Origin of the sequence: Haloarchaeobius sp. HME9146, assembly GCF_025399835.1 — an archaeon.
Classification (GTDB): domain Archaea; phylum Halobacteriota; class Halobacteria; order Halobacteriales; family Natrialbaceae; genus Haloarchaeobius.
The window spans coordinates 57,974-84,545 of the sequence record NZ_JAODVR010000002.1; the positions used below are offsets into that span (position 1 = coordinate 57,974).

The window sequence follows — 26,572 nt, forward strand, 5'->3', positions numbered from 1 at the left end:
CGTCAGTCACCCGAGCGAGCCTCCGACTGGAGCGGCTGGGACAGTCCGTGGACGATAGCCTCTCCGGACGCGGTGTCGAACAGGTGGAGCCGCGAGCGGTCGAGGACGACCGACTGCGCGATGTCCTCCGAGATCTCCGTGTCCGGGTCGACACTCATCAGGAGGCGGTCGTCGCCCTCCTCCTGCATGCCAGAGGTCGCCTCGTCCCCGTAGGTGAGGTAGACGAATATCTCGTTCCCCATGGGTTCGAGCACGTCGGTCATCGTCTGGACGGGGCTGGTCGGGTCTTCGACCTTCTGGAGGTCCTCCTCGCGGTAGACGTCCTCCGGGCGGACGCCGAGGGTGACCTGGTCGCCTTCGGAGACGCCGAAGTCGCTGGGGTCGAACTGCACGTTGATGTACTCCGACGTGAAGCCACCGTTGGTCACCTCGCCCTCGATGAAGTTCATCGACGGCGACCCGATGAAGCCGGCGACGAACAGGTTCGCGGGCTCGTTGTAACAGACCAGCGGCGGGTCTATCTGCTGGAGCGTCCCGTCGTTGATGACCGCGATGCGGTCCGACATGGTCATCGCCTCCGCCTGGTCGTGCGTGACGTAGATGATGGTGGTGTCCAGCTCCTTGTGCAGGCGCTGGAGCTCCGTCCGCATGTGCACACGCAGCTTCGCGTCGAGGTTCGCCAGCGGCTCGTCCATCAGGAACACTGCAGGGTTCCGGACGATGGCGCGGGCGATGGCGACACGCTGGCGCTGCCCACCGGACATCTCGTCCGGCTGGCGGTCCAGCATGCCCTCGAGCTGTACGACCTTCGAGGCGTGCTCGACGCGACGGTCGATCTCCTCTTTGTCGTAGTCGCGCAACCGCAGCCCGAAGCTGATGTTGTCGTACACGTCCATGTGCGGGAACAGCGCGATGTTCTGGAAGACCATCGCGACCCCGCGGTCTTTCGGTGGGTAGTTCGTGACGTCGGTGTCGCCGATGAGGACCTGCCCGGACGTCGGCTTGGTGAGTCCGGCGATGGTCTCCATCGTGGTCGACTTCCCACACCCCGACGGACCGACGAGCGTGATGAACTCGCCGTCCTCGATGTCGAGGTTCATGTGGTCTACCGCTGTCACGTCGTCGTACTGCTTGATGACGTCGTTTAGTTTGACACGTGCCATGACTGAGTTACTCCTTGAGTGCTCCTGAGGTGAGTCCGCTGACGATCTTCTCCTGTGCGACCACCACGAGGATGGTGACTGGTAAGACCGCGATGATGCTCGCTGCCGCCATCGCGTTGTACGTGGTCTGGAACTGCCCGGCCCGGCGGAGCTGGAGGATACCAGCAACGACCGGTGCCCAGTTCTCCGCCTCGCCTGAGGTCATCAGGAACGAGAAGAAGAACTCGTTGTACACCGCGATGAACGTCAGCACGCCCGCGGTCGCGACACCGGGTGCCGACAGCGGCACGATGACGCGGAACAGCGCCCCCAGCCGCGTCGTCCCCTCTATCCTGGCCGCGTCCTCCAGGCCGTCCGGAATCTGGCCGTAGAACGTCGTCAGGATGAAGATGGACAGCGGCATGAAGATGGCGCTGAACGGGAGCATCATCGAGCCCGGCGTGTTGTACAGCTGCGGACTCGAGATGGTGTATCCCAGCAGCGAGAGGCTGACGTTCCCGTTGAACAGGTCCCACAGCGGCAGGAAGAACGCTGCCGGCGGGAAGTACGAGATGGCGAGCACGAGCAGCATCAGCCCGCGACGTCCCGGGAACTCCAGGCGTCCGAAGACGTAGCCTGCGAGGCTCGCGAGCAACAGCACGATGACCGTGGTGCTGAGCGCGAGGAACAGGCTGTTGAACATATACCGCATGAACGGTATCGTATCGAACACCAGCTGGAACGTGCTCACCTCGAACCCGTTCGGAAGCAGCCCGATCTCCGGGAGCGTCCCGCTCGGACCGGTCGGCGTCAACGCCAGTATCAGCAACCAGTAGAACGGGAACAGCGTCGTGGTGAGGAAGAATATCGTCACCACGTAGAACATCGAGCGGTACACACGCTGGGGGTCCTGGATGGACTTGTCGACCCAGCGCTGGAACGGGCCCCGCTTGAGCTCTGCGTCACCGCCAGCGAACGGATTCTCTTGCGTGGAATCGTCGGTACTCATGCCATGTCCTCCCGGGCGTACCCGATGATGTAGACGGTGACGACCAGGCCGATGATGCCTGCCGTCACGAACGCGACCGTCGCGGACGTCGCTATCAGGTTGTTATTGAACGTCGAGATGACGAGACATGATAGCGATGGAACCGTCGAACAACCGGACACCGTCTCGATGATCCCGTAGACCCGCATCGCCTGGATGGTGCGGAACAGCATCGCGACCAGGATGGTCGGCAGGATGAGCGGGAACGTGATGTACTTGAAGCGCTGCCACGGCGAGGCACCCGCGACGCGGGCGACCTCGTACAGGTTCCGGTCGATGCTCTGCAGCCCCGCGAGGATGAGCAGGGCCATGAACGCAGAGGTCTTCCAGATGTCCGCGACGATGACGATCAACGTGGAGTCGATCGTGTTCGCGAACGGGGAGAACGAGAACGGTCCCAGGGTCTGGAGTATGGTCGGTGCCTCTTCACTGCCGATTAGGAACCCGATGCCCGGCTGGAACATCAGGAAGAAGATCATCCCCTGCACGACGATGGGCACAGCCCACGGGATGATGATGGCGACACGAACCCAGCGTCGCCCCTTGAAGTCCTGATCGAGGACGAGCGCCTGGCCGAAACCGATGATGGTCTCGAAGACGACGCTCGTGATGGTGAAGATGAGCGTCACCGTGAGTGCGCTGTTGAACAGCGCGTCGACCGACAGACTGGTCGGGATGAACGGTGACGGCATCAGTGCGTTCTTCTTGCCGGTGAGCAGCTGGGTGTAGTTCTTGATTCCGACGAAGTCACCGACCTGACCGGCGGCGATGAGGTTGTCCGCGAACAACGACATGCGGAACGTACTCAACAGTGGCCACACCGCTATCGCGGCAAGCAACAGCAACGCTGGCGTGAGCAAAAGATACGCGAACTGGGCCTCGCTGAGATTCTCCATCCAGCGGACAGCCGACGCATATGGGCCAGATCGCTGGCTCTCACGCAGCGGGCCTGATCGTGTCTCTGATTCTGCTGCCATTATTATGTGCCAGGTCTGTTATTAGACGCTGTTCTCGATTTGTTCCAGGGAAGCGGCAAGACTCTCCATGGCCTTGCTCGGCGACTTGTTCTGCTGGAGGGTCGCATTGACTTCCTTGGAGATCTGCGTGGACTCCTGGCCCCAGACGCGCGTGACCGGACGCGGAACCATGTTCTGTCCACCGACACGGAGGGTGTCGAGGTAGCGGCCGATGATGTCGAGCTGCTTCGCCTTCTGGCTCTCGAGGACGGACGGGACCGGCGGGATCCAGCCACCGAGCTCGAACAGACGGAGCTGGGCTTCCTCCTTCGTGATCGCCTTGAAGATCTGGACGGCCGCCTGCTTCTGCGTGTCGCTCGAGTTCGGGTTGATGCCGAGGTGCCAGCCACCGAGGGCGGAGCTGGTACCACCGATGCCGTCGTACTTGGACTCCTCGGGCGTGACGCCGTACGGGACCGGCATCGTTCCGAGGTCCTTGCCCCAGGCGTCCTCTGCGCCGTTGATGATGATCGAGTAGGGCCAGTTGCGGTTGGCGATCGCGTCGCCGTTCGTGAAGGGTTCACGCGACGGCTCCTCGGTCATCTGGACGACAGCCTGGGGCGAGATGTTCCCCGTGACCGAGTCGAGCGACTGGTCGTCGCTGCTGCCGTGGATGAACGTCCGCATCATCTTCAGCGAACGGATGACGGGCTCTTCGGTGACGGTGATCGGGCGGTCGCCGACGGGGCCGAACAGGTTGTCCATTCCGCCGAAGTACGCGCCACCCTGGGTGCTCATGAATTCGTTGAACGCACAGCACGAGAGACCCTCGTAGGCCTTCCCCTGCCACGTGAAGCCGTCCTTGCCGGTCTGCTCCATCGTGTCGCTGATGACACGGGAGAACTTCTGCCAGCTCATCGGCTCGGTCGCCCAGTTGTTGTTGTCCGGGTCGTAGCCAGCTTGCTCGACCAGGTCCTTGCGGTAGTGGATGGTCGGGACGTCGGTGAACAGCGGGATGCCGTACAGGTCGCCGTCCATCGTGGCTGTCGCGACGCTGGCCTCGAAGTAGTCGCTCTTGACCTTCTCCGTGATCTCGGACGGGACGGACTTGCTCAGGTTCTGGAGCTGGCCGCGGACGACGAACGGAATCATCCAGCCGTTGTCCATCATCATGATGGTCGGCTTCTGCTGACCGGCCGAGAGGATGTTCTTGTACTTCGCCTTCCGGTCACCCGTGGTGAACGAGCCGGCGATGACTTCGAGAGTGATGTTTTCCGGCAGGCCGTTCTCGTGGAGGATCTTGTTGATCTCTCCTTCGACCTTCTTGAAGTTAGAGTCACCCGCGAACTGGACGGTGATATCCTCCGTCGGAGCTTCCGTGCTGATCTGGGTCTCGGTGTCGGTGTCTTCGCCACCGCCACCACCACTGTTATCGCCTCCGTTGTCGTTGCTCGAGACACAGCCGGCGAGTCCAACTCCCACACCGGACGCGCCAGCGACCTTCACGAACGAACGACGGCTAACTTTCCGTGCGCTTCTTCGACTCCCTTGCGAACCATTCGCAGGCATAAGCCTACGTTTATGGCCTTTGGATTTATAGATAACGTGGATACAACAGGCGTTGTAGTCCTATAGATGACAGGTTATCGGCTCTCGTATCTCCTACCTATAACGTTCGCGCACGCGAGGCTTTCCGAAAACACTCGACGGTTTGCTAGAATATCCGATACATTAGTTTGAACGACGATTCAGCGCGAAATCTCGGTCATCGTCAGCCGAATCCCCTCGATATCCTCGAGCATCGCACCCTCACCGCCGACGGTGATCTCGCCCTCGCTGGTCTCGACGGTGATCGACGCGCGTCCCGCCAGCTGGGCTAACGGAATCTCCTTTGCACCGACGTAGTCATCACCCTCGTAGTAGACGTCTGTGAGGTCGCCTTCCAGTATCCGTTCCTCACCAGACGAGACGTCCTTGCCGAGCACACGGACGCCGACGGTCGCCCCATCGAGCAAGAGCGGTTCCACGTCGCGGATGAACTCGCGAACGTCGACGTACTCGATGGGCGGCTCGTCGTTCCGGGCGGTGTAGATCTCGTCACAGATCTCCCACAGACAGCCGACGTAGTACCAGTGGAACACGTACTCGTGCATCCGGTCGTCGACGAGGACGCCGTACTCGTTCAGGGCGTCCTCGTGGGGGCCGAAACACGCCTTGCGCCGGTCGATGAGCGCGACGAACGGTGAGGGAATCGGTCGGTGGCGGGCCTCGGTCGTCGTCTTCGCGAGTCGCTCCTCGGCGGGGAGTTCGTACTCCTCGTCCGGAGCCGTGTAGATGGAGAGCTGGATGTAGACGCCGCGTTCGAGCGCCTCGGCGAGGGCACCCTCGAGCTGCTCGTACTGTTCGAGGCTGGCCGAGAGCTGTATCTGGTTCTCGGCCTCCTCGATGAACAGTCGCGCGCGGTCGACGACGGTCTCGAACCGCTTCACGATGCTCGCCGCGTGGCGGTCCAGTTCGGGCTGTTCCCACCGGTCCTCTATCTCGTCGGCGGCCTGCTCGAAGCGAGAGGCACGGCTCTGGAGGTCTTCGAGCACGTCCGCCGGGCTGTGCGCACGTGCCCGCATCGTGTCTTGCTCGTACGTCTCGACGTAGCCTCGGTCTTCGAGCGACCGGACCACGTCGTAGATTCGCGGATCCGGAACGTCGCTCGCCTCGACCAGCTCGCGTGCAGACGCCGTCCCGAGCTCGAGCAGGGCCACGTACGCCTTCGACTGGTACGGTGAGAGTCCCGCTTCCTGCAGGACTTCACGTAACTCGTCGGAGTTCATACCTGAAACGGTGGGGAAACAGGGAGAAAAACCTTCTCTCCGCGGCGACGTGTCGTGTGCTGTCGCGGACGACAGACCTTTGTCGTGCGCCACGTGACCATCTGGCGATGAGTACACTGGACCGGTTCCGGAACCCTGCGTACACGGGTGAGTCGCGTTGCTGGCCCTGTACGGTCGTCAACGTGGTCCTCGTCGGGGGCGTGGTCGCTGGCGTCGCGCTGCTGGACTACCCGGTCGTCGCGGCGGCTGTCGGCCTCGTCGGCCTGCTCGCGATCTGGGCCCGTGGGTACGTCGTTCCCTACACCCCCAGATTCGCGCCACCGCTGGTCGCCGCGCTGCCGTTGCCCGGCGACCCGTTCCACGCCGACGGCGGGGCGGAAGTCCCTGCAGAGGATGGGTCGCTCGGGAGCGACGAAATCGACGGTGAGACGGTCCTGACGCGGCTGGTCGAGGTCGGCGTCGTCGTCCCCGAGGGCGAGGACCTCATGCTCTCCGAGGAGTTCCACGCTGCCTGGCACGACCGGATGGAGCAGCATCAGGACGATTCGGCCGAAGAACTGGCTGCCGTCGTCCGCGACCTCCTGCCCGACGCCTCAGTTTCGGTCGAAGATGGTGCCCGTGGTCCCTACGTCGTGGTCTCGGCTGGTGACACGGCGAGCCTCTCCGACGCCTGGTTGACCCGGCCGGTCGCCATCGCGGAGGTCGCGGCCGTGGAAGCGCTCGCTGACACGGGACTCGACGAACAGACCCGGCTGGCGGCCGCGGAACCGCTCCGGACGTTCCTCGACGTGTGTCCGGACTGCGGTGGTGCCGTGGAAGTCACGACCACCGTCGAGTGCTGTGGGGGCAGCGCCGGGGCGACCGACCCCGACGAGGTGCTGGCCTGTACCGAGTGCGACACGCGACTGTTCACGTTCCCGGGGTAGTTCGATTCGGCGGTCAGGCACCGAGTGGCCCGCCCGCTGCTTCTGCAGAATCCCAGATGACGTTCGCCCGGTACACTGCCTCCTCGAACACTGCGGGCGTGCTGGCTCGACCCTCCAGGGTTTCCAGAAACGCCTCCTCTCGGCCGGTGTGCGCCACGATTCGGTCGGCGACGTCTTGGAGCCCCTCGACATCGTCACGGCTACAGCCCATCACGCGTTCGTTCACGGCCTGCCTGAGGACTGCTCGCTCTCGTTCGGAGAGCGGCTTGGAATCGAAGTTCAGCATTCGAGAGCTATCCACGTCGGTTGCCGGGCGTAGTTCGACTGCCAGTGCTACCCCGCGACAGTCGTCCGAGGCGAGGCACCCCGCGGAGACCGTTCCGAGCGAGACAACCGTTGCGAGGAGGGCTCGACGGTTCACACCGTCAGGTAGTCAATTATCTGGCAAGTGTCTTCTGGAGGGAGGGACCGGGGTCCGCGGTTGTCACGGATTGCTTCTCCCCAGTCCAGGTGGTCGTGGTCGATACTGGCCGAGAAGGGCGGGTCGCTGTCGGTTCAATCGGAGCGCACGAACGTCACCGGACACGGCGCGTTCAGCATGACCTCCTGGGCGGTCGACCCGAAGACGGCCTTCCCGGTCGGGGAGCGCTTGCGCCCACCGACGACGACCAGTTCCGCGTCTTCGGCTTCCGCGAGCCCGACGATCTCGTGGCCGTACTCACCGACGGCCCCGCGAATCTCGTAGTCGATACCGGCCTCCGAGAGGAGTGCTTCGACCTCCCGGACCGGGCTGTACTTCGCGGCGACGTCGTCGGGCGTGACCTCGGCGTCCTTGGAGATCGAGAGCTTCGCTTTCACCTCGTCGTACTCCTCCCACGTGAACACGTGGCCGAGGATGACGGTGGCGTCGCTGGGTGCGGCGATGTCGACGACGGTATCGGTGATCGATTCGATGCGTTCCTCGTCCCCTTGACCGAGGGCGAGCAGTACGGTGTCGAATGCCATTGTCTCGAGTCTCGCACCGCTCTGAGTTAACTGCTTGGGATAATTTACTCGGTGTGTTGTGAATGTTTGTGCGAGTCTCGGGGGTCGCTCCCAGGGCTACTGTCCGCTCGTGCCTTCGACGAGCCGCTCCAGTTGTTCGGGCGGGACAGCCCCGCGTGCGGCGTAGTCATCGTACGCGAACGTCGGGACGCCGGTGATACCAGCACGCTGGGCGTTCTCGAACTCCTCGTGGAGCTCGGCGCGAAGCGTCTCGTCGTCGATGGCCGAGCGAATCTCGTCGCCGTCGATTCCGGCCGCCTCGGCCAGTTCGACCAGGACATCCTCGTCACCGATGTCGCGACCCTCCTGCCAGAGGGCCTCGAAGATGGCCACGTCGAAGTCGAGCCACTGGTCGTTCGGATAGTGCTGTTTCACGTAGTAGGAGGCGATCTGGGCGTCGAGGGAGTCGACGTCGACCGCGAGGTCCAGCTCCATCTCGACGTCGTACCGTTCCTGCAGTCGGCGAACGCCCTGTTTCGCCTGATCGTAGTACTCCTCGTCCTTGCCGTCGTCGACCGACGTGTCGATGGAGCCGTCGGGACGGCGCTTCTGGGACCGGAGGTCGAACGGCCGCCAGTCGATCTCGAGTGGCTCGTCTCGTGTCTCCTGGTAGCGCTTCAGCGACTCGCGTCCGAGGAAGCAGAACGGACAGACGTAGTCGGAGTAGACGGTGATACGCTCGTCGTTGGCAGCGTTGCTCATACGGCAACCCATCGGACCTGCAGGGATAAATAAACGAGTCGCCTGTGGCGGTGTCGTGCACGAGCGAACACCCCTGGGACACGGAGGTTTCTCGTGCATTCATCTGTCGTGGTGTCGTAGAAAGGAGCATGGACACGGACGCCCCGTTCCCGGACCCACCGGTCGACCTCCCCGATGACGTGGTCGACGCGCTCCAGGCTCACGCCGACGAGCCCCACGTCGTCAGAGAGACCGTCCTCTACGCCCAGGAGCTACTGAACCGGTTGCACGAGCCCTCGCTCGACATCGAACCGCGGGGCGACGAGGAGATCCTGCGCGTCACCGAGCGACCGGGGTACACGGAGGTCGTCAAGCGGAACCACCCGGATTCGCCCGACGCGTACCTGTACATCGTCACCAGGGAACCCCACCCGAGCGGGGAGAACCGCCTCAGGTGGAAGGTCATCGGGCGGGTCGACGTCGACGAGATGGAAGAAGAATAGGTCGCGAACTCAGGCGAGTCGCGCGAAGCCGAGGTTGCCGGAGATGTTCTCGATGAGGACCGTTACGGTCTGGCCCTCCTTCGCGCCGGGCACGAAGATGGTGTAGTTACCGCGTTCGGCGACACCGTCGCCCTTGCGGCCCGTGCCGGTGATCTTGACCTGGTAGGTCCGTCCCTCTTCGAGCTCGGGCTGGCGCTTGTTTTTGCCCTTGCTGGAGTTCTTCGAGACGGGCTGGAAGGCACCACAGGCCTCACAGCGCAGCATGTCGATGCCGTCCTCGCGGACGAGGCGGGTGTCCGGGAGGCCACACTCGCCACAGGTGACGTACTCGGCGACGTAGCTGTCGATGGCCGCGGTGAAGTCCGCGATGGTGAACGACCCGTTGTAGCGGGCCTGCTGGCCGTCGAACTGGCCGTTGGTACCGAGTTCGCGCTGGATGCTGCGGTGCATGTGCTCGGCGTCACGCGAGACCGCGTCTGCGATCGCGTTGAGATTTGTCAGGCGTGTGAATGCGCCGTCCGTCTCGCCCGCGGGGTCGGGAATCTTGAGGCGCTCGCCTGCTTCCTGGGGTCGGTCCGGGAGATCCGAGAACGCTCTGTCGAGGAGAGAGTCGTATTCCATGGGCGTAAGAAGTCGCGGGAACGTTTAGATGTTGGGAAGCGCGTCCGACGGGACCGGGGTGGTCCGGGCTCGCGCCCGATGCGACTTAGCGCTCGAACTCCGGCGGCAACCCGGTGTGCCTGAGGCCGGACCAGTCGGTCACTTCGAACTGGTAGATATCGATGCCGAGGTCGCCACTCGTGATGGCGCGCTGGAACATCTCGGGCCGCCAGGCCGACTTCATCACGTCACCGAGGGCGCGCCACTCGGATTCTGGGACCTGGCTGAGCGTCCCGGTGAGCTGGACGCTCTCCCAGTTGAACGGTGAGTTCGTCTGATAGACCAGGAACTTGGCCGTCGTCGTCTTCTCTGTCAGTGCTCGCTTCTGGCTGTCCTTCCCGAGCAGGTAGGTGAAGTAAAGGTTCGTGTCACCGTCGTACCCGTAGGACATCGGGACGAGATAGGGCGCGTCGTCGGCCGGAAGGCCCAGGATACCCATCCCCTCGCTGTTCAGGAAGTCGCGAATCTCGTCGTCCCCCATGGCGACCATCCCGAAGTCGCTGAGTTCGTCGATAGTCATACCACCTAGAAGGTAGGTCCGCATTCACATAAGGAAAGCCACGATTTTCGAATCTGGGGAATCGACGCTCGATGTGTCCGTCGGCGTGTGATGCATTCTCTGAGGTGTCTGGTCAGTGCGTGGTCCTGTGGTCACCACGCGCCGGTTCCACGACTCGAACGAGCTCGCCCGAGCCTACCGAAAACATCACCTGCGAAGTACTCACTACCAGTCGATAACAACCGGACCGAGCGCTTCGAACCCATCATCGGCCACTGCGAGCTGGCATCGACAAAAACCGGTTCGCCCCGGACCCGCGAACTCACCGCGGTTCGAGGGTGTCTGTCTCCGTGTCGGCTGCCGACTCCACGTACTCGGTCAGTATCTTGCCCTGGGCTTTCCGGAGGTGGCTGTGGAAGGTCGAGGGGGCGATGTCCATCGCCTCGGCGACCTCCTCGGCCGTGCTGTCCCGCGGCCACTCGAAGTAGCCGGCGTTGTAGGCGGCCGCGACGGCCTCCTCCTGTCGCCCGGTGAGGTCCGCCTCGAACTGGGTCGTCGCCGGCTCAGTGGCGGGCGACCGCTCCTGTTTGGCCAGGAGCGATACCGTCCCCACGGCCTCCGAGAGCGCATCGGTCAGTGCCCGAACGTCGTTCCCGCTGCCGGTTTCGACGACGAGTTCGAGCGTCCCGTTCGCGGCGGTCGCGTCGTGGACGTTCGCACCCCGTGCCATCACGATTGGCAAAGGGGAGCCGTCGTGGAGGCGCAACTCCAGCGTGTCGCGGTTCGGGACCTGCCGGATCTCGTCGACCTCGGTCGCGTTCTCGAGTGCAGCCACGACCGATGCCACGTCCCCCTCCTCGACGGTGACGTAGAGCAGCAGGTCGTCGAGAGCGACCGGGACCGTTCCATTGACCGTCAGCCGACAGTCACAGTCGGCGCTCACGCGGGCGAGCACCGACGACGATGCGGGGAACTGGTAGGTGAGTTCGACGACGGTGTCCGCCAGGAGGGTCTGGCGGGTCTCGATGGCGTTCAGCGCCATACCGATGCTCTGTGCCAGCTCTTCGAGCGTCGCGAGTTCGCGGTCGCCGAAGGCGTCCTCCCGCTGGGTCTCGACGACCAGCGTCCCGTACGTGGTGGTCCCGAACGGGAGCGGGAGTCGCGCGGCGACTACGGGGCCATCGTCGCCGGAGTCGGTCGTCACCGACGGGTCTTCGGGGCGGCCTTCAGTTGGGCGGTCCGCGTCGACGTACGCATCGGTGTACCAGTCACTCGTCGCGAGTCTGCTCGTCGCCCCGTCGAGGAGGTCCTCGGCGGTCCTGGCACTCACGAGTATCTGGAGGACGCCGCGAATCGCGGTGTTGATCGCGTCGAGTTCGAGCAGTTCCGCGCGCTGGGACGCCAGTTCTGTCTGGCGACGTTCCAGTTCCCGGAGGTTACGCTCTCGCTCCGTGACGTCGTGGAGGGTGTAGGCAACCCCTACCGGCCGCTCCTCGGCGTCTTCGACGGTTGCCGCCGCGACCTCGAACTCGCGGTCACCGATGGTCTGCAGCGACTGTTCGGCTCCCGGCTCTGGGACCGTCGGCAGCAGGTCGTCGATGGAGTTTCCGACCATGCCAGTTGGCTTATTGAACACCCTCTCCGCCTCCTCGTTGGCGGTGACGACTGCGCCGTCGCGGTCGGTGATGACGACGGCGTCGTGGATGTTCGAGAGGACCGAGTACCGGCCGAGCTGGAGGACGGCAGGCGACCGTTCGAACAGGTCCTCTCCGGAGATGGCGGCCGCGAACGCCAACCCGGTGATGCTGAACGCGTACGGGGTCATGTCGAACCCTCGGAACGGTGCGTACCCGAGGACAGAGAGGAGGTTGGCGATGAGAGGGGCGGCCACGCCGACGAAGACCAGGGCCGTCGGCATCGAGAACAGGTCACCGGTCCGGCGAATCGCGAACAACAGGAGGAACGTTCCGCCTCCCACGAGGAGGTAGGTGTAGAGGAGGTGAACCCAGTACCATGGGCCGACATCCTGCTCGGCGATGGTGAGCGAGTAGACGACGTTGTAGTCGGTGTCCATCCAGATGAGTGGGTGCCACGGACTCGTCCACACCAGCAGCAGTGTCACACCGGGGACGATGAGCAGTCCTGCGAGGATGGACGGGTTGGCGAGTTCGTCGAACCCCGTGTACTCCGCGAAGAAGAGCAGGACGAAAACCGGGGCGAAGGCGATGCCGAACCACTGGAACTGCTCCCAGAAGAAGCGAAGCTGGGGGGCGTCGGTGAGGAGTGCCACCGCGTAGCCGCCGCTCCAGACCCCCGTCGACACCATCATCCCCACGAACGGCTTCGCCGCGGGCCGCTCCTTGACGCGCCACCCGACGACCGCGAGCCACCCCGAGAGGAGCATCGAGACGCCGAGCAGGGTGACGTGCAGGGCTGGTACCACCCCGACCATAGTTGTCACCACGATAGCAGCCGAGTGTAATTATTGTACCGATGATACGAACCGTCAGTGGCGACGCGCACCGTCTCGGCGATTCGCCCACGGGAGAATCGGGGTCTGTATGGTCGCACTCGCATGGATACCACAGGCGCTAGAAGTACTTCGCCTCGGTAGCTAAGCCGGAATAGATCCTACGGATGATGTGGGGGAGGGCGAGAACCTGTTGGGGGGAGAGAGGACGGCAAGAAGGCGGTAGAGGGGGGTCCGGACACGGTCAGCATCGTCGAACTGACTCGGCTGGGGGGCCGAGACGAACGAGAGATCGACAGTGTCCACTCGCACTCGGCGTGCTGCTACTGGGGGGTGGCCAGTTCGCCGGATACCTCGTGGAAGCGTCGGCACGACATCGACTGTCTATTCTTCGACCGCGGCTCACGACGACCGGAAATCCACGGGCTTTAGCATCATCAGAGTCTCAGCGCCTGCGTGGTGAGCACTACTCGTGGCTCCGGCAGCTGACCAGTCGATTGCAGCTGATTCCGGAAGGGATGAGACAGCCAGCGACAGTTCCGAGAGCGCTGCTGCCGGGGATGCTCCGGACGCCGACGAACCGGTCGAGGCCCGGCTCGCGGACGCGCTGGAGCGGGTCGCGCACGGCGCGACGGTCTCCATCCCGAGTATCCTGCTCGAACGCGGTCTCTCGGTCGCGTTCACCGCGGTTCTCACGAACGGGTTCTCGGCGAACGCCTACGGGTTGTTCGCGCTCGCGAGACGCCTCCAGCGGTTCCTGTTGCACGTCGCGCTGGGGTTCCGGAGCGGGCTGAGCCGTTTCCTCCCGAACGCGGATTCCCCCGAGGAACGCGACGCTCTCGTCACGTTCGCGAGCGTTCTGCTGTTCGCAGTCGCGTCGGTGTTCGGGGTGGTCCTGTACGCCACAGCCCCGACGATTGCGGACCTGACTGGCAGGGGGGCCGACTTCCGGGGTCTCCTGCGACTGTTCGCGCTTGGCCTCCCGGCGTCGGTCTGGCTGTTCACCGTCGGTGAGGCGCTCCGGGGGCTGGAGGAGGTCGTCCCGCTCAACCTCACGCTCCGAATCGGCTTCCCGGTCGGACAGCTTCTGGTGGCGGTGGCTGGGGTTTTTGTCTTCGACGACCTCGCAGCCGTCGCGGTCGGCGTCGTCGGCGTGATGGCGTTCACGGGAACCGCGGCCGCGGCCTGGCTGGTCGCGGAACGCGGACTCCGGTTCAGACTCCGAAGCCCCGGCGAGGAGGTGCTCTGGCGACGGTATCTCTCGTACACGCTGCCCCTGTTCGTGGGTGGCATCGCGACGACCATCCAGCGGCTCGGGTTCTATCCACTCATCGTGGTCTTCCTCTCGAACGTCGCGGGGGGCGTCTTCGCCATCGGTGTCCTCCTCGGGTCGCTCGTCCGGCTGCCCCTGATGGGCATCAACCAGTTCATCCCGCCGGTTGCTGCCGCCCTGAACGAAGAGGGCCACCGCGAGTCGCTCTCGCGGCTGTACCACGTCACGAGCCGGCTGGTCCTGGTGGCGGTGACCGGGCTCTCGGTCCCCGTCATCGTCTACCGCGAGTCCGTCCTCGCGCTGTTCGGGCCGACGTACGTCCAGTACGCGCCGCTCCTCCCGTGGTTCGTCCTCGCGCAGTTCGGGGCCTGTGCGGCCGGGAGCGTGGGTATCCTGCTCGCGATGACGGACAACCAGCGAGCCCTGCTGGCGGTTAACGTGTTTATAACCGCGTTCCTGACGGTCACAGCGATTCCGCTCACGAGTGCGTACGGGCTGGAGGGCCTCGTCGCGAGCTACTTCCTGATGCTGACCATCAACAACGGGCTCGAAGTCGCGGTGCTGTATCGGCTCGAAGGCCTGCAGCCGTTCACGAAACTGCACGCGAAACCGCTCGTCGCGGCGGTCCCGTTCGTCGCCGTGGCAGTCGTCGCCGGGGCGACGCTCCCTGGCTGGACAGGGCCGGTCCTCGGCACCGTCCTCGGCCTCGCGGTGTACGGACTCGTCCTCGGGCGACTGGGATTCACGCCGGTCGAACGGCGGCTCGCGGGGACGTTGGCGGAGCGGTACCGGATTCGCGGCTGGTAAGTGACCGAGGTTGGTCGCTACCGTTTCCCGGCGTCCGGCGTCCGAAGCACCGCTTCGTCCGTCTCCGGGCCGAGCGGTTCGACGCGGACGCTCGACACCTTGTACTCGGGGATGCCTGCCTGTGGGTCGAAGGACTCCTGGGTGAGCTTGTTGACTGCCCCGGCAGCGAAGTGCATCGGGATGAACAGCGTACCCGGACCGACCCGGTCGGTGACCTGCACCTTGACGACGATGTCGCCACGCCTCGACTCCACCCGGACGTACTCCTCGTCCGCGATACCGAGTTCGGCCGCGGTGTCGGGGTGAACCTCGACGAAGCTCTCGCCGACGTGGCTCATGAGCCCCTCAACGCGGCGGGTCAGCTGGCCGGTGTGCCAGTGGTACAGCACCCGCCCCGTGGTGAGCGTGAGCGGGAACTCCTCGTCCGTCTCCTCACCGGGCCGCTGGACGTCAGCGGGGACGAAGCGTGCCTTGCCGTCGTCGAAATTGAACTCGCCGTCCTCGTAGTCGTAGAGGTACGGGGTGCCGGGGTGGTCCTCGTCCCAGCACGGCCACTGCAAGCCGTGCTGGTCGCCCTCCTCGAGACGCTCGTAGGTGACGCCGCCGTAGATAGGGACGAGGCCGTTGATCTCGGCCATCACCTCACGCGGATGGTCGTAGTCCCAGTCGTACCCGAGCCGCCTCGCCAGCGCCTGCGTTATCTCCCAGTCCTGGCGGGCCTTCCCCGGCGGCTCGGACACGGGCCGAACCCGCTGGATGCGGCGCTCGGTGTTGGTGAACGTCCCGTGCTTCTCCGGCGACGTCGCGGCCGGGAGGATGACGTCGGCGTACTCCGCGGTCTCGGTGAGGAAGATGTCCTGCACGACGAGGAACTCGAGCTCATCCAGCGCCTCGGCGGCGTGCTGGATGTCCGGTTCGGAGAGCGCGGGGTTCTCGCCGACGACGTACATCCCACGGAGGTTGCCCTCGTGGACCTCGTCGAACATCTGCGGGACTTTCAGGCCCGGTTCGTCCGGCGGGCGCTCGCCCCACGAGTCTTCGAACGTGTCGAGCACGGCCGGGTCCGCGAGGTCCTGGTACCCCGGCAGGCAGTTCGGGAGCGTGCCCATGTCGCCACCGCCACCCTGGACGTTGTTCTGCCCGCGGAACGGTGAGAGCCCGGCACCCCGCTTGCCGACCTGCCCGAGCGCCAGTGCGAGGTCGGCCAATGCGATGACGTTCTGGGTGCCGTGGCTGGACTGGGTCATCCCCATCGCCCAGCCGAAGACGACGGTGTCGGCGGCCGCCAGCGTCTCGGCCGCGCTGGCGAGGTCCGCCGGTGGCACCTCGGTCAGTTCCTCGACCTTCTCGGGGGTGAAGGGCTCGACCTTCTCGACGACCGCCTCGAAGTTCCGGGTGTTGCGCTCGATGAACTCGGTGTCGTGCAGGTCGTGTTCGACGATGTAGCGGATGAGACCGTTGATCCACGCCGTGTCGTAGCCGGGCCTGACGCGGGTGAACTGGTCGGCGTGCTCGGCGATACCGATCTTCCGCGGGTCGAACACCACGAGGTCGGCTCCGTCGCGGACGTTCTGTTTGATTCGCGTCGCCAGCACCGGATGGGATTCGGTCGTATTCGACCCCGTCAGGAGGTAGGCGTCCGCCTCGCCCACGTCCTCGTTGATGCGGTTGCTCATCGCGCCGAAGCCGACGGTCTGCTGGAGCGCCGCGACCGTCGAGGCGTGACAGAGCCGGGCGCAGTTGTCGATGTTCTTGGTGCCCAGCACCTGCCGAGCGAACTTCTGGACGAGGTACGCTTCCTCGTTGCTCCCCTTCGAGGAGGCGAGACAGGACACGGTGTCGACGCCGTGTTCGCGCTGGATGTCCGACAGACGCTCGGCGACGTAATCCAGCGCCTCGTCCCACGACACCGGTTCGAGTTCGCCCTCGTCGGTCCGGCGCAAGGGTTGCGTGAGTCGCTTCTTGCTGTTGGCGAACTCGTGGCCGAACTTCCCCTTCACACAGGTCGAGAAATCGTTCGCAGGGGCGTTCGTGGGCTCCGTGACCGGGTCGACGCCGAGGACCTCGTCGTCCTTGCCGAGCATCTCGAACCGACAGCCGACGGAACAGAATCCGCAGGTGGTCTCTGCGGTGTCGATGCTGCGCTTTCGTACGTCGCTCAGGCGCCTGGAGACGTCGAACAGCATCCCCTCGGGCACGAGTTCCGAAGCGACCGTCTCGGCGGTGTGCTCCCCGGCCTGGAGTGCCCGCTCGGCAGCCGCCGAGATGAGGCCCTGTGCCTGGGTTCGCGCCTTCTGAACGCGCCCGGCCAGTCCGCGCGTTTCCGGCCCCTGGTCACTGGTGTCGTCGTCAGCGCGCCGGAACGACCGGTTCGGAGCCGTCGTCTCGTCTAACGTCTCGACGTCCTCGTGTTCGAGGACCCGACCGACCGACGTCCGCTGGTTGAACCCCGGAATCGGAAGCGCGGTGGCGGAGCCGATGCCCTTCTCGGTGAGCGACCCCGTCGGGCAGACGGTCGCACAGTGGCCACAGGAGACGCACTCCGAGTCGGCCATCGTCTCGGCGTCGCTCTGGAAGCCGATGTGGGTGTCCGACCCACTGCCCTCCATCCGGAGCACGCCCTCGACCTGCACGTCGTTACAGGCGTCGACACAGCGGTTGCAGAGGATGCACTTGTTGCGGTCTATCTGGATGAACGAGGAGGTGTCATCGATGGGTTCGTACTGGTCGCGTTCGTCGAAGACGCCGTAGCGCGGGTGGTCCACGTCCTGTTCGATGGCGGTCTCCTGGAGTTCACAGCGCCCGTTCCCGTTGCAGGTCGTGCACCGCAGGTTGTGGTTCGAGAGGACGAGGTCGAGGTTGACCGACCGGGCTTCGGCGGCATCGGGGGCGTCGACCGAGACGGTCAGTCCGTCCTCGGCCGGGAACGAACACGACGGCACCAGCCCGTGTTCTCTCGTCTCGACCATGCAGGTCCGGCACTCGCTCCGGGGACCGATTTCGTCGCTGGCGTCGCCGTCCCGGTCGTAGTAACACAGGGCCGCCACGTCTGAATCGGTGGCCAGTCCGGTCCCACCGTCGTCGAGGCCACCACAGCCGCCGGAGACGGTCACGGTGTCGTCGTCCACGCGCTCCAGTGCGTCGATAATGGTCGACCCGGCTGGGACCGTCACCGTCTCGCCGTCGACCGTGAGCGTCGTCGGCTCCTCGCCCGGCGTCCCGACGGGTGGGTCGTTCGCGGTACCGGTGTCGAACGTCTCCGTCACGGGCGTCTCGTGCCCGGGATTCGCCACGTCGGGGACGCGGGGGACTGGGTCGTCGTCGGGTGAATCGTGCGTACTCATTGTCTGAAGGTACAGCTTCCAGCTGGACAGCGGCCCTCGGCGTGGGCCCGGAACGCCGCGCCGAACTCGTCCATCGCGGTGGTCGCGGGCCGGGGTGCCTGTCGGCCGATCTGGCAGTTCGCGGACCGACGCATCACGCGCCCGAGCTCGCGGATCGTCTCCGGGTCGAAGCGCCCGTCGTACACCCCGCGAAGCAGGTCGGTGAGCTGGGTCGTTCCCTCCCGGCCCGGCACACACCGACCGCTGTTCTCCTCGGCCGCGAACCGCGCCCTGTCGCCGGCCGTTGCGACGACGCAGGTTGCTTCGGCCAGGAACTCGACGACGCCGTCGGTGCCGAGCGAGGCGGACGCGAGTGCCTGTGACGTAGGGGCGACGGAGAGGTCCCTGGTGAACCCACCGAGCACTCCGCCGACGCAGGCGAATCCGAACCCTGCGGTCGGTTCGACGGCGTCGCGAAGCGTCTCGAGACTCCCGCCCGGCGGGAGTTCGACGGTCGCGGGCGCGGCCACGTCGCCACACACCGTCACCAGCCGCGACCCAGGGTCGGCGGCGTCCGGGTCGAACGCGGTCGGCTCGAGCAGGGCACGACGGACCTGTGCGACAGTCCGCGGTGTGTGTATCACGGTCGGTCGCCCGTGGAGTCCGTACTCCGAGGGAGGGGGCGGCTGAAGCCGCGGTTCGAGGCGGTTTGCGCCCTCCATCGCCTCGAGTGCGGTCGTCGGCGCGCCGGCCCGGTACTCGTCCGGGCCGACGACGACCTCCGGCACGATGGGCAGGTCATCGGCGCTGGCACCGAGCGCCTCGTGCAGCCGGGTCCGGAGGTGTTCGTCCCCCTCGGCGAGGTAGACGACCAGGTCGCTGGCGTCGACGTACCTGGCAACGGCGACTGCCCCGTCGAGGACCGCGAGTGGCGTACTTTCGAGCAGTGTCCGGTCGGCTCGTGGGCGATGGTCGACCTCGTGCGCGTTGACGACGACGACCGGGTCACCGTCGGCTTCCCGTGCCTGTTCCCACGCGGCAGCCACCGGCGCGTCCGAAGTCGCGTCACCACGGCCACGGCCGAGGAGCCCGATGTCAAGGACGTCGCTGGCATCCTGGCTGGTCGAGACGAACTCGCAATCCTGGGGTGCAACAGGGTCGACCCACCCGCACGGGCCGAGTAGCTCGCGCCGGCCGACGGCGAGGGGTCCGTCCGCCGGGAGAGGGAGCGTCTCCGGCGTCTCGTCATGGTCGACGACGAAGTCGCTGCCGTCGACCGGGAGTGTCCCCTCGTCGAGCAGGGAAACTGCCTCGCGAACGACCGGGCCCGTCCCGGCTGTGAAGACTGCGGTTCGCCCGTCGAGGGTCGCCAGCACGAGTGGTTCGATTCCCTCGATTCCGGTCGGGCCGGTCCCCACCACCGGGACGGACTGGGCGGTCTCGCTCGCAGCGTCGAGCAGTGCCGACCGCTGGCTGTCCGTGAGACTGGCAGCGATACGGAGGGCTGTGGACTCCCCCATAACGCCCGGGCTGTGTGTCATCTGTTAACAGATTGGACCAGTGGGTGAAAAATACCGGCCCTCCCGGGGGGCGATTCCCTAGATTGATGCCATCGCTCCGGGTCTGCCCAGACATGCCCACTTCGAGCTTCGACGACTTCGACCACGAGGCGCACATGGAGGCGGCTCTCGGATTGGCCAGGGACGCGGTCGAGCGCGGGGACCGCCCGTTCGGGTCGGTCCTCGTTCGCGACGACGAGGTCGTGATGCGTGTGTCGAACCGGGTGCTCACGGAAGACGACATCCGGCGACACCCCGAACTGCACCTCGCCCAGCGTGCCTGTCGCGAACTCTCCCTGGCGGAGCGAGCCGAGACGGTCATGTATACGAGCACGGAGCCTTGCCCGATGTGCTCTGGTGGGATGGCGTACGCCGGGTTCGGCCGCGTCGTCTACAGCGTCAGCAGCGAGGACCTCGCGGAGTACACCGCCGATGCCCCAGCGGTCCGGTCGGCCGATGTGCTCGACGGCGTCACCGAGGTCGTCGGCCCGGTCCTGAACGAGGAGGGGCGGAAACTCCACGACGAGTTCGACTGGTGACCGGACCGATCTCCCGCCAGTGCTGGTGGGCGGTGCCGCCGGCGGAACAGCTAACTTTCCGACAGGTGTAGGCGAAGGCATGCCTGCGAAACCAGTCTTCGAACTGTACCGGGACAGCGCGTCGGAGTGGCGCTGGCGACTCGTCGCGACCAACGGGAACATCATCGCCGACAGCGGCGAAGGCTACTCCTCCAAGCAGGGTGCGAAACGCGGCATCGAGAGCGTCAAGCGGAGCGTGCCGGAGGCCGAGATTCGAGAGGAGTGAATCGATCGGTCACAGCGACTCCATGGCGAACGAGGCTCGATGTCGCCGAAACAGCCGTATTCGGGCCAGATATTGCTTCTAAGTGCTGAATCCGACAATCACTGCTGAACCGAGGTTTCTCGTGGGAGAACGCCTGAAACTGCCAGAACCGGCTGTTTCGGGCATATCTTGTGGTTTTTCAGACACACCCTCGTCGGTCCAGATGAACAAATGCAGGGTTCTGACAGGGCGTCTTCTCACCTGAACTGGAAAGTACTGTTCGCGCTCGTCGTGGCGACCGCGTTGACACTGCCGTGGCTCGGTGGCTGGGCGTTCGGCGCGATGCACGGACTGTCGACGCTCGCGACGGTAGGAATCAGCGGTATCGGCATCCTCGGTGCGTCCTTCCTCCTCACCTGGGGTGCCGAGACCGCCGAGAAGGACGTCCCTCGGGCGTTCGCTATCGCCGTCCTCGCGGTGCTCGCGGTCGCTCCCGAGTACGCGGTCGACGCGCTGTACGCGTGGAACGCCGGGCAGTTCGCCGGGACCGAGCGGGGCATCGAGGCGGGGAACCTCGCGGTCGCAAACATGACCGGCGCGAACCGCATCCTCATCGGGGTCGGCTGGGCCGGTATCGCGCTGTTCACGATACTGCGAGCCGGCGCTGCCACCGACGTCGCGGTCGAGAAGCGCGATGGCTTCCTCGCGGACGTGGTGACCATCGACCGCGACATCACGGTCGAGGTCGCGTTCTTGCTCGCTGCGACCGTCTGGGCGTTCGCGGTCCCGCTCGGCGGCGGTATCGACATCCTCGACGTGGTGATGCTCGTCGGGCTCTACGTGCTGTACCTCGCGGTCATCCTTCGCGGGGACGCCGACGATGGTGACGAGGAGCACGTCGGGGTGCCCGCCGCACTCCAGCAGATTCCGAACCCGTTCCGGGCTCTCACCGTCATCGGCCTCTTCGCCTTCTCCGGGCTGATAATCTTCACCGCGGTCGAGCCGTTCGCACACGGGCTCGAGGGGCTCGGGACCTCGATGGGCATCCCGTCGTTCTTCATGATTCAGTGGATCGCACCGCTCGCCTCGGAGTCCCCGGAGCTGGTCGTCGTCGCCGTCCTCGTGATGAAGGCACGGTCGACGGCTGGGTTCAACGCACTCGTCTCCTCGAAGTTGAACCAGTGGACGCTCCTCATCGGGACGCTCGCGATCGTCCACTCGGTCGCCCTGGGTGAGTACGGGGCGCTCATGTTCGACCAGAAGCAGTCCGCCGAGATCTGGCTGACCGCGGCGCAGTCGTTGTTCGCGCTCTCGCTCATCGTGAACTTTGAGTTCTCCATCCGTGAGGCCGTCGCACTGTTCGTCCTGTTCGTCAGCCAGGTGGCGGCCGAGTACCTCATCATCCGGGACCTCGTCGCCCTCCCGGTGACGAGCTACGAACTGCTGCTTGCGTTCACGGGCCTTTACATCGTCCTCTCGACGCTGCTGTTCGTCTCCCGGCGGGACGCGTTCGTGCAGCTCCTGATGGAGGCCCGCGAGACGGTTTCGGGGGCAGTCTCTCCGGAGGTACAACCCCAGAGCGCAGACTGACCGCTCACTGACCGCTGACGGTCGCTGGACCGGTGAGGCACGGCCGAGATTCCGTTGGGTTCATCGGGCCGGACCACGCCATCGAAGCCGTGAAGTGGAGACGCTACCGGGGAACGATAGTCGGCTTCCTCGCCGCGGGGCTCGTGTTCGCGGTCATGTTCTGGTTCCTCGACGCCCGGGCGGTGTTCGCCGCCGCCCAGCGTGCCGACCCGGGTCTCCTCGCGATGGTCGCCGGGGCGATACTTCTCTGGAACCTCTCGTGGGGGGTCGTCTTCTGGCAGGTCCTCAGCGCCGTCGACGCTGGCGCGTCGCTGCCGACCGCCGTCGTCATCAACGCCGCCGGTGCCTTCGCGAATCACGTCACGCCCTTCGGGCAGGCCGGTGGCGAACCGGTGACGGCCTGGTTCGTCACCAGGCGCACCGGGACGGAGTACGAGGTCAGCCTCGCGGCCGTCGCGAGCTTCGACGCCATCAACGTCATCCCGTCGCTCACGCTCGCGCTTCTCGGTGGCAGCTACTACCTCTCGTCGGTGCCGATTCCGTTCGACCTCCCTGGGGGCAAGGGGGTGGTAGCGGCCCTCGGGATGGGTGTCCTCGGTGTCGTCCTCGTCTGGCAACTCGTCCGGACCCAGGGAGCACGTCTGAGCAACGCAATCGCCAGCGCCGTTCGCTTCGTCACCAGTCGCATTCCCGGCGTTCCGACGCCCGAAGCCGACGCTATCAGGGCTCGAATCCACGGGTTCGTCGCGGCTGTCCGGCGTGTCGCCGGTGACCGCCGACGGCTGACTGCCGCGATAGCGTTCTCCGCTCTCGGGTGGACCTTCCAGGCCGTGGGCCTCTGGGTGGCCTTCCTCGCGCTCGACGCTCCCATCCCGGTGGCGGTCGCGCTGTTCGTCGTCCCCCTGAGTGCACTCGGCAGCGCGTTCCCGACACCGGGTGGCCTCGGTGGTATCGAGGCGATCAGCATCACCCTGGTCACGCTGTTCACCGGGGTCGCCGCGCCGACGATCGCGGCGGCCGTTACCATCCATAGCGTCGGTGGCTACATGCTGACGACGAGTATCGGGGCCGCAGCGACCGCGGTCATCGGTATCGACGGCGAGGGGATGCCAGACTGAGGACTCACGGGGTGCAAAGGACATGGGCGAAAGAGGATAGGGGCCGCGAGAGCGGACTGCTGCACTCTCTGGGTGCCCCACACGAAATGACTGTGCAGATTCAGCGGACGACGGTGACCGGAACCGTCGCCCGTTCCACGATCTGCTTCGCGACGCTTCCAAGCATCAGGTCGGTTCGCCCGGAACGTCCCCGGTGGCCGACGAATATCGCGTCGTAGTTCGCGGTCTCTGCGAAGTCGGTTATCGCTTCGACCGGATCGCCGTAGACCAGCTCCGTCTCGACGCTTGCACCGAGTTCCTCGGCCAGGCTGGTCGCCCTGTCGAGGTACTGTTGCCCGCGGTCTTCTGCGGCCTCGATTCGCTCGATGATGAGCCGCCGGTTTGCGTCCGACAGCGTCGAGATGGGTTCGTTTCCACCCGTGTCGTAGACAGCAGGGTTCACGGCGTGTACGACCGTGATTGCCCCGTCCATCGCGGTACCGATCTCTGCCGCGTAGGTGAGTGCGTTCTCCGCCGCGTCGGAGCCGTCCATGGCAACGAGGAATCTCATACAGGAACTTCGCCGACAGCGGATTTAAGCCGAGGCCTGATTCCCGTCGGTATCCCCGAAATGTCGCCCGTATCTCTCTCCGAGGTGAGTCGTGTCCCGTGTGTCGAATGGTCGTGGAACCGGAACGGCGCCGGGCCGGAAAAATAAACTTTTACGTAGTTTTGAGTAACGACTCATTATGGAAAACAGAACCATATCGGTTTTAGAGCGGTTTTGAACCAGCTATTTTCTAAATAACCCTATTACGAAAATCTAAAATTAGTTTATATTCTGTCTGGTGGTGAAACGTGTGGACTCTCTTCCAGTCTATCTGTGGTTCCTCTTTCTCCATGAGCGACAGTATCGCCCATGGCGAGGAAACGGTCCTGTTACGCAGATAGCTATGTAACACACTGACGCCACCGACCGCGCCATCCAACACGTCTCGCCGAGTCCGCGCCGCACCCCTATCCGAGAGATTCGGATTCTCTTCTGAAGCGAGTCAGAACGCCTGAACCGCGATTCGTTCCGTTCCAGTACTACAGCACGAAATCCGATGATTCGGCGCAGAACAGGTGCCCTCGAGGACTCTCCGACAGAAGACCGCGACACGACGGGTCGGCGATACCCGAACGCGGATCTGGCCAGACAGATAACCGGTTTTCACCTTCGTTTCGGACGAAGTGGAACGAAACAGTCGTGGTCAGACAAACAGTCTGCAATCCAAGTAATCGGGACAACAAGGCCGATATGCCCCGGACGGTCGACAGAGCTGTCGAGTGGCGATATTCTGTTTGACCACAACGATTATTAGTAATTGTCGAGTAGCTTCCGATAGCAGCGATGGCTTGTAACGCACAGCGGACGACGGAGGCCTGGGAACGGGCTGCAGAGGCACTCGCCGAGTATCCACCGAGCGTCAAGTTCGTGGCGAAGGTACTCGACGTCAACGGCGAGATGAGCCAGCAACGGCTCGTCGATGAGACGCTCCTGCCGGTCAGGACGGTCCGGTACGCGGTCAACACACTCGAACAGGACGGCCACCTCGAGTCCCGCCACTGCTTCCGTGACGCACGAAAGCGACTCTACTCGCTCGAACTGGAGTAAGTCTCTGGCTGGGGGAACGAGTACAGTCACGCACGCCGGGTTCCGCCAAGAACTAAATCACCACCCGCCGTCTACCCGGGTATGGCACAGGACGACCGGCTGAATCGAACGGTCACGACGACCGAATCCTCTATCCGTATCCTCGAATCGCTCAAGGCCCAGCCCCGGCAGACGCTGGCCGACCTGACCGAGACCCTCGACATCGCGCGCAGCACCATCCACCGACATCTGTTGACCCTCGAGGCGAACGACCTCGTGGTGCGCGACGAGAGCGACGGGACGTTCTCGCTGGGGCTGCGGTTTCTCGACTTCGGCCATCGGTCACGCGAACACGTCGAGTTCTTCGACGTGGGTCGGAAGTACGTCGACCGGCTCGCCGAGGAGACCGGTGAGAAGGTCTGGCTCATCGCGAAGGAGGGCGATTTCAGCGTCCACCTCTACAAAGCACACGGCGAGAACCCGCTGGAGACCTCGGCGAAGGTCGGCCAGCGTCGCTACCTTCACCAGTTGGCGGCGGGCAAGTCGATTCTCGCGTACCTTCCCGACGACGAACTCGACGCCATCATCGAACGCCGGGGACTCGACGAGACGACGGAGAACACCATCACGTCGCCCGACGAACTGCGCGAGGAACTCGCCGATATCAGGGAGCGGGGCTACGCGTTCAACATCGGCGAGTCCATCACGGGGCTCAACGCCATCGGGGCACCGATCCGTGACGAGGATGGGTATCCGATCGGCGCGATCAGTATCTCGGGCCCCGCGAACCGGGTCAAGGACTCGCTCCTCGAAGACGAGCTGCCGGACAAGCTTCTGGCGGCGCTCGACGAGATACACATCAGCCTGCGGTACTCGGACTCCACGTGAGGAGCGCGGGTACCGGCAGCAAACCCGACCACTGCGTTTCTGGCGCGTCGGTCGAGACTGGCCCAACCGCCATTTTGAGAGTTTCCGATGATTTATGTCTGCGGTGGTCGATGAACAGCGTGTATGTACAAGCACGTAGCGCTGCTCGTCCGACAGGACGACCTCTCGCACGAGGAGTTCGTCGACTACTGGCAGAACAACCACTCGCCACTGGCCAAGGACATCGAGGGCGTGGTGCGGTATCAGACCGTCTACCCGACGGACCCGGAGAACGCCGAGTTCGATGGACTGGCGGAGCTCTACTTCGAGACGCTGGACGACCTTCACGAGGCACTCGGGAGCGAGGGCTCGCGGGATTACGACCCCTCCCGTGAGGTCGCCGCGAAAGCTCGCGAGGACGTGAACAACTTCCTCGCCGTCGACGAGCGCCCGCGCTTCATCGGGGAGGAGAAGGTCTGGAAGGACGAGGTGGACGGCGACACCGAGGGCCTTTACAAGCACTCGGCGTTCCTCGTCCGAAAGGATGGGATGACCCACGAGGAGTTCCGCGACTACTGGGAGAACAATCACTCGCCGCTGGCCAAGGATATCGAAGGCGTGGTGCGGTACCAGACGGTGTACCCGACGGACCCGGAGAACGCCGAGTTCGACGGCGTCGCAGAACTGTACTTCGAGACGCTGGACGACCTCCACGAGGCTCTCGGGAGCGAGGGCTCGCGAGACTACGACCCCACCCGAGAGGTCGCCGCAGCCGCCCGTGAGGACGTGAACAACTTCCTCGCCGTCTCGGAGCGCCCACGCTTCATCGGGGAGGAGAAGGTCTGGAAGAACGAGGTCGGCGACCGCGATGGCTACTGAG

24 protein-coding genes are annotated in these 26,572 nt (G+C 64.8%); 10 read left to right on the plus strand and 14 right to left on the minus strand.

What is annotated here, in order from left to right:
- Positions 1–2: 2 nt before the first annotated feature.
- From N6C22_RS18260 to N6C22_RS18280, 5 genes are all read right to left on the minus strand, one after another.
- A complete protein-coding gene (locus N6C22_RS18260; protein WP_261652629.1) occupies positions 3–1,163 on the minus strand; it encodes an ABC transporter ATP-binding protein in 1,161 nt (386 codons plus the stop codon).
- Positions 1,164–1,170: 7 nt separating this feature from the next.
- Entirely contained in the window at positions 1,171–2,151 is a 981-nt protein-coding gene (locus N6C22_RS18265; RefSeq protein ID WP_261652630.1) for a carbohydrate ABC transporter permease, read from the minus strand.
- Positions 2,148–3,086, minus strand: coding sequence for a carbohydrate ABC transporter permease (locus tag N6C22_RS18270; protein WP_369684452.1), 939 nt, complete (start codon positions 3,084–3,086; stop codon positions 2,148–2,150). The genes N6C22_RS18265 and N6C22_RS18270 overlap by 4 nt, the downstream gene beginning before the upstream one ends.
- 102 nt (positions 3,087–3,188) lie before the next feature.
- The gene (locus N6C22_RS18275) at positions 3,189–4,652 is read right to left on the minus strand and encodes an extracellular solute-binding protein (RefSeq protein ID WP_261652632.1); all 1,464 of its coding nucleotides are present in this window, start codon (positions 4,650–4,652) and stop codon (positions 3,189–3,191) included.
- 242 nt (positions 4,653–4,894) lie between these two features.
- Positions 4,895–5,974 carry a TrmB family transcriptional regulator gene (locus tag N6C22_RS18280; RefSeq protein WP_261652633.1) on the minus strand — a complete coding sequence of 360 codons (1,080 nt, stop codon included), beginning with the start codon at positions 5,972–5,974 and terminating at the stop codon, positions 4,895–4,897.
- Positions 5,975–6,081: 107 nt separating this feature from the next.
- Between N6C22_RS18280 and N6C22_RS18285 the strand changes: the two genes are divergently transcribed.
- A complete protein-coding gene (locus N6C22_RS18285; protein ID WP_261652634.1) occupies positions 6,082–6,900 on the plus strand; it encodes a hypothetical protein in 819 nt (272 codons plus the stop codon).
- A 13-nt stretch (positions 6,901–6,913) separates the two neighbouring features.
- On the opposite strand, the gene N6C22_RS18290 is transcribed toward N6C22_RS18285, so the two are convergent.
- The 3 genes from N6C22_RS18290 to N6C22_RS18300 all read right to left on the minus strand — a co-directional run bounded on the left by N6C22_RS18290 (position 6,914) and on the right by N6C22_RS18300 (position 8,646).
- Positions 6,914–7,321: a hypothetical protein gene (locus N6C22_RS18290; RefSeq protein WP_261652635.1), complete on the minus strand. Its 408-nt coding sequence runs from the start codon at positions 7,319–7,321 to the stop codon at positions 6,914–6,916.
- Positions 7,322–7,455: 134 nt separating this feature from the next.
- A complete protein-coding gene (locus N6C22_RS18295) occupies positions 7,456–7,905 on the minus strand; it encodes a universal stress protein (RefSeq protein ID WP_261652636.1) in 450 nt (149 codons plus the stop codon).
- 96 nt (positions 7,906–8,001) lie between these two features.
- Complete coding sequence (locus tag N6C22_RS18300) at positions 8,002–8,646, minus strand: DsbA family protein (RefSeq protein WP_261652637.1); 645 nt, start codon at positions 8,644–8,646, stop codon at positions 8,002–8,004.
- A gap of 128 nt (positions 8,647–8,774) precedes the next feature.
- Here N6C22_RS18300 and N6C22_RS18305 point away from each other — a divergent pair, with 128 nt between their 5' ends.
- Positions 8,775–9,128: a hypothetical protein gene (locus N6C22_RS18305; protein ID WP_261652638.1), complete on the plus strand. Its 354-nt coding sequence runs from the start codon at positions 8,775–8,777 to the stop codon at positions 9,126–9,128.
- Positions 9,129–9,137: 9 nt separating this feature from the next.
- Here N6C22_RS18305 and N6C22_RS18310 read toward each other — a convergent pair whose 3' ends face one another.
- The 3 genes from N6C22_RS18310 to N6C22_RS18320 all read right to left on the minus strand — a co-directional run bounded on the left by N6C22_RS18310 (position 9,138) and on the right by N6C22_RS18320 (position 12,739).
- Positions 9,138–9,749 (minus strand): translation initiation factor IF-2 subunit beta, encoded by a 612-nt coding sequence (locus N6C22_RS18310; RefSeq protein ID WP_261652639.1) that lies wholly within the window; start codon positions 9,747–9,749, stop codon positions 9,138–9,140.
- An 85-nt stretch (positions 9,750–9,834) separates the two neighbouring features.
- A complete protein-coding gene (locus N6C22_RS18315; protein WP_261652640.1) occupies positions 9,835–10,308 on the minus strand; it encodes a pyridoxamine 5'-phosphate oxidase family protein in 474 nt (157 codons plus the stop codon).
- Between the two features lie 301 nt (positions 10,309–10,609).
- Positions 10,610–12,739, minus strand: a complete 2,130-nt coding sequence (locus N6C22_RS18320) for a histidine kinase N-terminal 7TM domain-containing protein (protein WP_261652641.1) — start codon at positions 12,737–12,739, stop codon at positions 10,610–10,612.
- Between the two features lie 490 nt (positions 12,740–13,229).
- Between N6C22_RS18320 and N6C22_RS18325 the strand changes: the two genes are divergently transcribed.
- Positions 13,230–14,837, plus strand: coding sequence for a lipopolysaccharide biosynthesis protein (locus tag N6C22_RS18325; RefSeq protein ID WP_261652642.1), 1,608 nt, complete (start codon positions 13,230–13,232; stop codon positions 14,835–14,837).
- A gap of 17 nt (positions 14,838–14,854) precedes the next feature.
- On the opposite strand, the gene fdhF is transcribed toward N6C22_RS18325, so the two are convergent.
- Entirely contained in the window at positions 14,855–18,181 is a 3,327-nt protein-coding gene (fdhF, locus tag N6C22_RS18330; protein WP_261652643.1) for a formate dehydrogenase subunit alpha, read from the minus strand.
- Positions 18,178–19,680, minus strand: coding sequence for an NADH-ubiquinone oxidoreductase-F iron-sulfur binding region domain-containing protein (locus N6C22_RS18335; protein WP_261652644.1), 1,503 nt, complete (start codon positions 19,678–19,680; stop codon positions 18,178–18,180). The genes fdhF and N6C22_RS18335 overlap by 4 nt, the downstream gene beginning before the upstream one ends.
- A gap of 113 nt (positions 19,681–19,793) precedes the next feature.
- Here N6C22_RS18335 and N6C22_RS18340 point away from each other — a divergent pair, with 113 nt between their 5' ends.
- The 4 genes from N6C22_RS18340 (at position 19,794) to N6C22_RS18355 (ending at position 23,210) form a co-directional block, all read left to right on the plus strand.
- Complete coding sequence (locus N6C22_RS18340) at positions 19,794–20,258, plus strand: nucleoside deaminase (RefSeq protein ID WP_261652645.1); 465 nt, start codon at positions 19,794–19,796, stop codon at positions 20,256–20,258.
- Between the two features lie 79 nt (positions 20,259–20,337).
- Positions 20,338–20,523, plus strand: coding sequence for an HVO_2922 family protein (locus N6C22_RS18345; protein ID WP_261652646.1), 186 nt, complete (start codon positions 20,338–20,340; stop codon positions 20,521–20,523).
- Positions 20,524–20,763: 240 nt separating this feature from the next.
- A complete protein-coding gene (locus N6C22_RS18350) occupies positions 20,764–22,092 on the plus strand; it encodes a sodium:calcium antiporter (protein WP_369684457.1) in 1,329 nt (442 codons plus the stop codon).
- Between the two features lie 89 nt (positions 22,093–22,181).
- Positions 22,182–23,210, plus strand: a complete 1,029-nt coding sequence (locus N6C22_RS18355) for a lysylphosphatidylglycerol synthase transmembrane domain-containing protein (protein ID WP_261652647.1) — start codon at positions 22,182–22,184, stop codon at positions 23,208–23,210.
- Between the two features lie 100 nt (positions 23,211–23,310).
- On the opposite strand, the gene N6C22_RS18360 is transcribed toward N6C22_RS18355, so the two are convergent.
- On the minus strand, positions 23,311–23,760 hold the full coding sequence (locus N6C22_RS18360) for a universal stress protein (RefSeq protein WP_261652648.1): 450 nt from the start codon (positions 23,758–23,760) through the stop codon (positions 23,311–23,313).
- An 822-nt stretch (positions 23,761–24,582) separates the two neighbouring features.
- Between N6C22_RS18360 and N6C22_RS18365 the strand changes: the two genes are divergently transcribed.
- The 3 genes from N6C22_RS18365 (at position 24,583) to N6C22_RS18375 (ending at position 26,571) form a co-directional block, all read left to right on the plus strand.
- The gene (locus N6C22_RS18365) at positions 24,583–24,846 is read left to right on the plus strand and encodes an ArsR family transcriptional regulator (protein ID WP_261652649.1); all 264 of its coding nucleotides are present in this window, start codon (positions 24,583–24,585) and stop codon (positions 24,844–24,846) included.
- Between the two features lie 81 nt (positions 24,847–24,927).
- A complete protein-coding gene (locus tag N6C22_RS18370) occupies positions 24,928–25,713 on the plus strand; it encodes an IclR family transcriptional regulator (RefSeq protein WP_261652650.1) in 786 nt (261 codons plus the stop codon).
- 123 nt (positions 25,714–25,836) lie between these two features.
- The gene (locus N6C22_RS18375) at positions 25,837–26,571 is read left to right on the plus strand and encodes an EthD domain-containing protein (protein WP_261652651.1); all 735 of its coding nucleotides are present in this window, start codon (positions 25,837–25,839) and stop codon (positions 26,569–26,571) included.
- Position 26,572: the final 1 nt, after the last annotated feature.